At 69.5% G+C, this 7060-nt stretch carries 6 protein-coding genes; 5 read left to right on the top strand and 1 reads right to left on the bottom strand.

Annotated elements, in window-relative coordinates; genetic code table 11:
• Positions 1-144, bottom strand: a 144-nt coding sequence (locus tag AC2VOP_RS02420) for a DUF3263 domain-containing protein (protein ID WP_486959489.1), incomplete at its 3' end; no start/stop codon positions are given.
• Between the two features lie 173 nt (positions 145-317).
• On the opposite strand from AC2VOP_RS02420, the gene AC2VOP_RS02415 reads away from it, so the two are divergent.
• The 5 genes from AC2VOP_RS02415 to AC2VOP_RS02395 all read left to right on the top strand — a co-directional run.
• A complete protein-coding gene (locus tag AC2VOP_RS02415; RefSeq protein WP_486959487.1) occupies positions 318-914 on the top strand; it encodes a peptide deformylase in 597 nt (198 codons plus the stop codon).
• Between the two features lie 23 nt (positions 915-937).
• Positions 938-1906, top strand: coding sequence for an N-acetylglutamate synthase, CG3035 family (locus AC2VOP_RS02410; protein WP_486959486.1), 969 nt, complete (start codon positions 938-940; stop codon positions 1904-1906).
• Positions 1907-1923: 17 nt separating this feature from the next.
• Complete coding sequence (locus tag AC2VOP_RS02405) at positions 1924-2745, top strand: exodeoxyribonuclease III (protein ID WP_486959485.1); 822 nt, start codon at positions 1924-1926, stop codon at positions 2743-2745.
• A 157-nt stretch (positions 2746-2902) separates the two neighbouring features.
• Positions 2903-3406, top strand: a complete 504-nt coding sequence (locus AC2VOP_RS02400) for a hypothetical protein (RefSeq protein WP_486959484.1) — start codon at positions 2903-2905, stop codon at positions 3404-3406.
• 34 nt (positions 3407-3440) lie between these two features.
• Positions 3441-7060 (top strand): HAD-IC family P-type ATPase (locus tag AC2VOP_RS02395; RefSeq protein ID WP_486959488.1); only part of this gene is annotated, 3620 nt, incomplete at its 3' end.

Here is a 7060-nt window from a genome sequence, read left to right as displayed (position 1 = left end):
CTCTTTGATCGCTTCCTCCTTGGCGCCGGCGTACTTCCACCACTGCCGCTCGAACGCCAGAATGTCGTGTTCGCGGCGGGTCAGCCCGTCGGTGATTTCGGAGCCATCCGCTGATCGATGAGCTCGCGCCATAGCGCCGTCCATATCGCTTCCTGGACCCTTCCGGAAAATTCTCGAATGACCGTCAAATGTCGTTGCCCAGCATCCTTGTCCGGCGAATATTCAACCACGCTCGCCACGGTTGGGCCGGAACCTTGCCCCGCGAGTCGGCCGACCAAGCCGGGTCGGTGGCGGTTCCGCCTCTAGACTTGCCGATCGTGGCCGTCGTACCCATCCGCATTGTGGGCGACCCGGTCCTGCACACCGCAACTGCGATGGTACCGGTCTCCGGTGACGGCTCACTGCCGAGCGATCTGGGTGATGTGATCACCACGTTGTACGACACCATGGACGCCGCCTACGGAGTCGGCTTGGCCGCCAACCAGATCGGGGTGGGGCTACGGGTCTTTGTCTATGATTGCGCGGACGACCGGGGAAAGACGGCGCGGCGACGCGGCGTGGTGGTCAATCCGGTGTTGGAGACCTCAGAGGTGCCCGAGACCATGCCCGACCCTGACAACGACGACGAGGGCTGCCTGTCAGTGCCCGGCGAAACTTTTCCGACTGGACGGGCGGACTGGGCGCGGGTCACTGGGCTTGACGCCGACGGCACCCCGATCACGGTGGAGGGCAGCGGGTTGTTCGCCCGGATGCTGCAGCATGAGACCGGGCACCTGGACGGAGTGTTGTACCTGGACCGGCTGGTGGGCCGGTATGCCCGGGCCGCTAAGCGGGCAATCAAATCCCATGGCTGGGGTGTCCCCGGGTTGTCCTGGATGCCCGGCGAAGCTCCCGACCCGTTCGGTCACGGTTGACCGGATCACGACCGGAGACGACCGTGCCGCCCAGCTCGCCTGAGCCGCCTGAGCTCCCAGCCGTCGGCACCCGGGTGAGCCTCCGCTACCTGCGGCCCGCGGGGTCGCACCCATCGATGGCCGACGTGGTCGGATATCTGGTGCAGACCGGTCCGCGGGTCTCGGTGCGCGACGCCAACGGCCAGATGCACCAGTTTCGGCTCGCCGACGTGTTATACGTGCGCCGGCTGACCGATCGCCCGGTGAAGAATTCGCAGATCCGCGCCGTGGAGCATGCCGCCGCGCTGGCCTGGCCGGGCACCGAGCACCAATGGCTGGACGGCTGGCTGCTGCGCGCCACCCCCGCAGCACCGGGCTGTACCCTTCGAGCGAATTCAGCTGTGCCCCTTGATATGTTCGCGCAAGCAAGCACCATCCCGGCAATCATCGACTGGTACGCGCAACGCGGGTTGACTCCGCGGCTGGCGGTGCCCGATCGACTGCTGCGCCTAGCCGACACCCTGCCCGCAGAGCGTGAGACCCGCACATTGGTCTGCGATCTGGCCGCCGATACAGCCGGCGCCGGCGCCGGTATCGCGCTGTCGTCGCACCCGGACACCGCCTGGCTGGACTGCTACGCACGCGATATGCCCGCCGACGTGCTGACCGCGGTTGTCGACGGCGAGGTGGCGTTCGCCTCGATCCCGGGGGTGGCCGTCGGCCGCGCTGCGGTGACCACGTCGCCCGATGAGACCCGCTGGGTGGGATTGTCGGGGCTGCGGGTGGTCGAAGACCGGCTTCAAGGCCGCCTTGAAGGCCGGGGTGGAGGTCATGCCCGCGCGATCTGCGCGGCGCTGCAGTCCTGGGGCCGCGACCACGGCGCCACCCGCGGCTACGTGCAGATCCCAAGCGACCGGGCCGACAACGGCGCCGCGCTCGGCCTCTTCGAGTCGATCGGGTTCACGCCACAGCACCGCACCCGCTACCTCGATGCCCACCTGCTGCAGTCGTAGCGTCGTAGGGTGTTCACATGCGGTTGGCCACCTGGAATGTGAATTCGATTCGCACCCGGGTGGGCCGGGTGACCGATTGGCTGGCCCGCGCCGAAGTCGACGTGTTGGCGATGCAGGAGACCAAGTGCGCCGCCGACCAGTTTCCGACGCTGCCGTTCTTCGAGCTGGGGTATGAGGTCGCGCACGTGGGGTTCAACCAGTGGAACGGGGTGGCAATCGCCTCCCGGGTCGGCCTCGAGGACGTAGAGGTCGGTTTCGCCGGCCAGCCCGCCTGGAGCGGCGGGCCGGGCGCCGAAACGGGCCTCGAAACCACTGCAGCCGTCGTCGAGGCGCGGGCGCTGGCCGCCACCTGCGCCGGGGTGCGGGTCTGGAGCCTGTATGTGCCCAACGGGCGCACCCTCGACGATCCGCACTACACCTACAAGCTGGATTGGCTCGCGGCGCTGCGCGACACCGCCGAAGGCTGGCTGCGCGACGACCCGTCGGCACCCATCGCACTGGTCGGCGACTGGAACATCGCCCCAACCGACGACGACGTCTGGAGCGTGGAGTTCTTCGACGGCTGCACCCACGTCTCTGAGCCGGAGCGCAGAGCATTCAACGCGATAGTCGACGCGCAATTCACCGACGTGGTCCGGCCCTTCACCCCGGGGCCCGGGGTCTACACCTACTGGGATTACACCCAGCTGCGCTTCCCGAAACGCCAGGGCATGCGCATCGACTTCATCCTGGCCTCACCCGCACTGGCGGACCGGGTCACCGGTGCCGAGATCGTCCGCGACGAACGCAAGGGAAAATCTCCCAGCGACCACGCGCCGGTGCTCGTGGACCTCCGGTAGCCAAGGACCGATCCCGGCCGCCCGCAACGCCGATATTCACGTTTCCTCGCCGTGAGTGCTTATGATGGTGATGCTATGAACCCTGCTCATCTGAGCGTGCCCTGCTTGCGGGTATCCGGCACCCCGCCGATTTGGTTTGCGGGAACAGGGGGCCGTCATGAACGCCATTGATGGTGCGGCACGAAAACTGAGTCGCGCGGTGGGCCGCGCCGCGACGCTGACCACCGAAGCGGCCGGTGCCCTCGGGGGCGCTGCAGTCAACGGGGTGGTCGGCGGCGTCAAAGGGGCAGCCGCCGGTGTGCAGCGCGGGATGAGCAGCGGCAGCCGCTCGACCCCGGCTGCTGCATTGACATTGGGAGCGCTCGGTATAGCCGGGCTGGTCGAGTGGCCAGTGCTGTTGACCATCGGCGCGGTCGGTGGCGGCGCGTTGGTGTTACAGGAGCTGAACCGGCGGCAGAAAACCCAGAAAACCCAGAAGGCCCAGAAAGCATCGGTCAAACCGCGCGCCGCTGCGCCGCTGAAGGCAGCGCCTGCTGCGCGGACAAAAGCCGCGAAGTCGGCGGCGCAAGCTGCGAAGTCGACGACACCACGGCACAATCCGCGAACCACACCAACACCGGCACGAAGCTCACGCGGCAGTCAGCCGCGTGGCCGCCAGTAGTTAGGCGCGAGTGAGTATCGGACCAGCGATACAACTGCCATTGCGTACGGCCAGCACCGGTATCCAGATCGGCCTCGCGCTTACCGGGATGTCGGTTCACGCCGCGACAACCGTGGCCGGTGCATTAGGGTCAGCGGCCAGCGCCGGTGTCGGTCTTGCCACCTTGCCCGCCCGCCAGGCAACCAAGATGCTGTCTCGTGAGTTCGCGGGTTCGACACTCTCACGCCGCTGCTGGCGCAGCGAGCATCGAGCCTGGATCCAGGTGCGGGGCCTGGACGGCCCGGGCGGGGCGGAGCTGGCAACCGCGATGCTCGGCGCGGTCCGGTCGCTGCCCGGGGTCACCTCGGCCCGGTTGAATCACCCGCTGTCGCGGCTGATCGTCGACTTTGGCGCACCAAGCCCTGGCGGCTCCGGCGGCCCGTCGCTGCGCGAGTTGTGCCGTGTCGTCACCGACGCCGAGAACCGGTGCCGCCGCGCGGTGCGGGCGGACGGCGATCAGCGCCCGGCACGGCGACCACAGCAAGCCAGCCTGCCCGGCGACGGCCTGGCCCAGGCGCTGCGGGTCGCCACCGTCGGCGTCAACGCGGCCGGGCTGGGTGCGGCGACGGTCGGCCGCCTCCTGCGGTTGCCGGGCCTGCCGCTGGGTATGGAGGCTCTGGTGGTCGTCGTCAACTACCAGCCCCGGCTGCGTCGAGTGCTCGAAGACCGCATCGGCAAACCCGCCGCCGACACGGTGCTGACCCTGGTCAGCGCTGGCGTGCACGTCCTCAACAATGCACCCACGGCGCTGGCGGTGGACTTGATGGTGGAGGCATTCAAAGCCGGCGAGGAACGCGCCGAGGCACGGGCCTGGCGCCGACGCGAACCGGAGTTGGCCGTTCACGCAGACCATCCGCCCGTCATCGGCCCGTCACGGCCACTGCCGCGACCAGCCGGGCCGGTCGAACGTCATTTCAACCGCAGCGCGTGGGTGCAGGCCGTCGCCGCCGTAGTGGTCGGTGCGGCGGCGCGCAGCCCAGACATGGCCGGTACCGCAGCGGTGGTGAGCGCACCCAAAGCCGCCCGGGTTGCCCGCGAGTCGTTCGCTGCGACCCTGGGGCGCGGCCTAGCCGACCAGCACGGGGTGCTGGTGCTGCGACCGGACAGCCTGCGCGAGCTGGACCGGGTCGACACGGTCATCATCGACCCGCGTGCCCTCTGTGGCGACACGCTGCGGGTGGTGCACGTGCGTGGTGCTGACGACGATGAGCTGGCCGTAGCCTGGGATCGCGCCCAGAGCCGGCTCGGCGACGACGACCTGGATCCGGGCTGGCATCTGGTTGCCGGAGCTGGGCAGGGTGCTCCGGGCGCCCCGGAGGCGTTGTTTGCGCCCACGTTGAACCCGTTGGCCGCCGCTCTGGTGACCGAGGCCCGCCACGCCGACGTGGAGGTAGTGTCGGTCGAAGTCGAAGCACTGGGCGAGCTGAGACCGCTCTTCGACGAGGTCCGTCCGCTCGATGGGGCATCGGTGGACGACGCGCTGGCCGCTGCGGTGGCGGCCTACCAGCGCGATGGCCACGATGTGGCCGTGCTGTCGGAGACCGCCGCGCAAGCCCTGTCGGCAGCCGATGTCGCGCTGGGCATCGCCCCGAGGGAAGGCTCGCCGCCGTGGTGCGCCGATCTGCTGCTGACCGACCTCAAGGCCGCCTGGCAGGTGCTGCACGCACTCCCGGCAGCGCGATTGGCCAGCCGGCGCGGCGTCGAGATCGCGACCGGCGCCTCAGCGCTGGGTGCGCTGCTGATGCTGCCCGGGGTGCGCGGCCGCGGGCCCGGCCCGGTGACCACCGGTGCGGCGACCGGCGCACTGGCCGGCTACTGGCTGGGCCGCGGGGCGGCCGCCGCCACCGCACCCCGGCCGGCACCGGTCCACGAATGGCACGCGCTGTCGGTCGACCAGGTCCGAGTGGAGCTGCCGCCGCCGGGCTCGACAGGCCCGATGACCCCGGCCCACGAGCCGCCGGCGATCACGACGGCCACGCTGGCCGCGCTCAACCTCGCCCGGCGCGGCGCGCAGTCGACCACGCCGCCGCGTCGACTGTTCTGGCAGTTCGTCAATGCCGTGCGCAGCGAACTCTCCGACCCGATAACACCGGTGCTGGCACTGGGCGCCACCGCCAGTGCGGTGCTGGGCTCGCCCGTCGACGCGGTGCTGGTCGGTTCGGTACTGGGCGGAAACGCCGTCCTTGCGGCCGCCCAGCGGCTGGTAGCCGAGCGGCGGCTGAATGTCCTGTTGACGGAGCAGATTCCGCCGGCCCGGAAGGTCGTCTTGAAGGGCATCGACGTCGATGCTGTCGATACCAGGGTGTACCGCGACGTCATCGCCGAACAGTTGCAGCCGGGCGACGTGATCGAAGTGCGCGCCCACGAGGTGGTGCCCGCCGATGGCCGGTTGATCGAGGTGGACGACCTCGAAGTCGACGAGTCGTCGCTGACCGGCGAGTCGCTGTCGGTGACCAAGCAGATCGAGGCCACGCCCGGCGCAGACCTCGTCGACCGACACTGCATGATCTACGCCGGGACCACCGTGGTGACCGGCACCGCGGTTGCGGTGGTAACCGCGGCCGGTGGCGACACCTACGGCCGCCGTGCCGCCGACCTGGTGGCCGGCGAGCAAACCGCCGTCGGGTTGCAGCACCAGCTGAGCCTGCTCACCAAACAGGCGTGGCGCATCAGCCTGGCCGGCGGCACGCTGGTCACCGGGCTCGGGCTGCTGCGTCGCATCGGCTTACGTCAGGCGGTGGCCAGCGGGATCGCCATCACCGTCGCAGCCATCCCGGAGGGCCTGCCGCTGGTGGCGACGCTGGCGCAGCAGGCATCGGCACGACGGTTGACTAATTCCGGTGTGCTGGTGAGGGTCCCGCGCTCGGTGGAGGCGCTGGGGCGCATCGACGTGGTGTGCTTCGACAAGACCGGGACACTGAGCAAGAACCGGCTGCGGGTGGCACAGGTGCATCCCGCGGCGCAGCACTCCAGCGACGATGTGCTGCGCTGCGCGGCAAGCGCCGCCCCGAACACCAACGGCACCCGCCAGGTGCACGCGACCGACACGGCGATCGTCGAGGCCGCGGTGGCGCTCAACGGTGCGCAGCCCGACAACGGCGACACCGCACACTTGCCGTTCCGCTCCGGCCGGTCGTTCTCGGCTTCGGTATTCGGCGAGGAACTGACCGTCAAGGGCGCCCCCGAAGTCGTACTTGCCAGCTGTCAGCGGGTGGAACCAGCCGTCAGAAAGGAGGTGGCGGGGTTGGCGGCCGACGGGTTACGGGTGATCGCGGTTGCGCGACGTCAACTGACGCCAGAGCAGATGACGTTCCTCGGTGACGACCCGGAGCCCGACGAAATCGCCGAACTCTGCCACGACGGGCTGACGTTCGTGGGCTTGCTCGGGCTGTCGGATACCCCGCGCGACGAAGCGGCTGATCTGCTCGCGGAACTGCGTCGCCGGGAGGTGCCGATCCGGTTGATCACCGGCGACCACCCGATCACTGCTGCGGCAATCGCCCGGGAACTGGGTTTGTCGATCACCACCGATCAGGTCATCAGCGGGGCCGAGTGGAAAGCCCTGTCGCGCAAAGACCGGGAGCGCGCCGTCGCAGAGCGGGTGGTGTTCGCCCG

Source organism: Mycobacterium sp. TH-M106, assembly GCF_057473765.1.
The sequence above is the reverse complement of the archived record's forward strand: the minus strand, read 5'-3'. Positions and strand labels throughout refer to the sequence as shown.